The sequence below is a fragment of the Tumebacillus amylolyticus genome, assembly GCF_016722965.1.
Classification (GTDB): domain Bacteria; phylum Bacillota; class Bacilli; order Tumebacillales; family Tumebacillaceae; genus Tumebacillus; species Tumebacillus amylolyticus.
In genome coordinates this window covers 1-1,849 of sequence record NZ_JAEQNB010000027.1, presented here as the reverse complement: position 1 = coordinate 1,849, position 1,849 = coordinate 1, and the positions used below count along the sequence as shown (strand labels likewise).

Below are 1,849 nucleotides of genomic sequence, written 5' to 3'. Positions count from 1 at the left end.
ACTCTAACGCTAGCCCTAAAGCTATTTCGGGGAGAACCAGCTATCTCCGGGTTCGATTGGAATTTCACCGCTACCCCCAGCTCATCCCCGCACTTTTCAACGTGCGTGGGTTCGGTCCTCCATTGCATTTTACTGCAACTTCAACCTGTCCAGGGGTAGATCACCCGGTTTCGGGTCTACGACCGAGAACTTTCGCCCTCTTCAGACGCGCTTTCGCTACGGCTCCGGCTTCTCACCTTAACCTCGCTCGCGATCGTAACTCGCCGGTTCATTCTACAAAAGGCACGCCGTCAGGCATGAACGCCCTCCGACTGATTGTAGGCACACGGTTTCAGGTTCTTTTTCACTCCGCTCCCGCGGTGCTTTTCACCTTTCCCTCACGGTACTGGTTCACTATCGGTCGCCAGGTAGTATTTAGCCTTAGGAGGTGGTCCTCCTTGATTCCCACGGGATTTCTCGTGTCCCGCGGTACTTGGGGTATCGCTCCGGCGGTGTTTGCGTTTTAGATACGAGACTTTCACTCTCTTCGGTGGGCCTTTCCAGACCCTTCTCCTACCCAAACAACCTACCTGATGGAACGCCCCGCAACCCCGTACAACCGAAGCCGTACGGTTTGGGCTACTCCCCGTTCGCTCGCCGCTACTTAGGGAATCACTATTGTTTTCTCTTCCTCAGGGTACTTAGATGTTTCAGTTCCCCTGGTGTACCTCTATACACCTATGGATTCAGTGTACAGTACTACTCCATTACGAGTAGTGGGTTTCCCCATTCGGAAATCTCCGGATCAAAGTCTGCTTACGACTCCCCGAAGCGTATCGGCGTTTGCCCCGTCCTTCATCGGCACCTGGCGCCAAGGCATCCTCCGTGCGCCCTTCGTAGCTTAACCTAAGTTAATGCTATCGAAAGATCATACATTGATTCGATGTCTTGAATCACAAAGTTTGCTATCCAGTTTTCAAGGAACAATCGTGTCAGCCGCTTGTCTCTCGCGGTGACAAGAGTTATCTTATCACATACATAAGATCTCACCACGGAAAGTCTCGAACAAAACCGCACCAAACGGAAGACCCCCAAACTCCACAACGCTGTTGCTCTTACAATCTGCGTTTTTTGTTATCGTTTCGTTGACTCACGGCAACAAAAAAGACCCGATCCTCAATAGGATCGGGTCTTTCATCTTGTGGCGGAGCTGACGGGATTCGAACCCGCGGTCTTCCGCGTGACAGGCGGACATGTTAGGCCACTACACCACAGCTCCGTATACAATTTGTGAAGATAAAAATGGCTCCCCGAGCAAGACTCGAACTTGCGACCATCCGATTAACAGTCGGGCGCTCTACCAACTGAGCTATCGGGGAATATTCATGGGGCGATCGAGGGGAATCGAACCCCCGAGTGCCAGAGCCACAATCTGGTGCGTTAACCACTTCGCCACGACCGCCATGAGTGGCAGGGGCAGCAGGACTTGAACCCACGACATTCGGTTTTGGAGACCGACGTTCTACCAACTGAACTATGCCCCTGCGAAGTATTAAAAACAAAAATGGTAGCGGCGGAGGGATTCGAACCCCCGACCCTCCGGGTATGAACCGAATGCTCTAGCCAGCTGAGCTACACCGCCACGATGGCGGAGAGAAGGGGATTCGAACCCCTGAGACGGTTTCCCGCCTACACGATTTCCAATCGTGCTCCTTCGACCAAGCTCGGACATCTCTCCATGAGAAGAAAACTGGATGGAGCAAACTTTGTGTGTGATTCAAGAACTTAGGATAAGCCCTCGACCGATTAGTACTGGTCAGCTGAATGCCTCGCGGCACGTACACCTCCAGCCTATCAACCCTGTCGTCTA

At 52.7% G+C, this 1,849-nt stretch carries 6 tRNA genes and 2 rRNA genes; all 8 read right to left on the bottom strand.

Going from position 1 to position 1,849, the window contains the following annotated elements:
* Positions 1-886: ribosomal RNA gene (locus tag JJB07_RS23745) — 23S ribosomal RNA — on the bottom strand; the annotation flags it as partial.
* A 295-nt stretch (positions 887-1,181) separates the two neighbouring features.
* Positions 1,182-1,258 (bottom strand) — tRNA-Asp (locus JJB07_RS23740).
* Positions 1,259-1,282: 24 nt separating this feature from the next.
* A tRNA-Asn gene (locus JJB07_RS23735) sits at positions 1,283-1,358 on the bottom strand.
* Between the two features lie 7 nt (positions 1,359-1,365).
* Positions 1,366-1,441 (bottom strand) — tRNA-His (locus JJB07_RS23730).
* Between the two features lie 6 nt (positions 1,442-1,447).
* Positions 1,448-1,523: transfer RNA gene (locus JJB07_RS23725), tRNA-Trp, on the bottom strand.
* 21 nt (positions 1,524-1,544) lie between these two features.
* Positions 1,545-1,621 (bottom strand) — tRNA-Met (locus JJB07_RS23720).
* A gap of 4 nt (positions 1,622-1,625) precedes the next feature.
* Positions 1,626-1,717: transfer RNA gene (locus tag JJB07_RS23715), tRNA-Ser, on the bottom strand.
* Positions 1,718-1,765: 48 nt separating this feature from the next.
* Positions 1,766-1,849, bottom strand: a 23S ribosomal RNA gene (locus JJB07_RS23710); the annotation flags it as partial.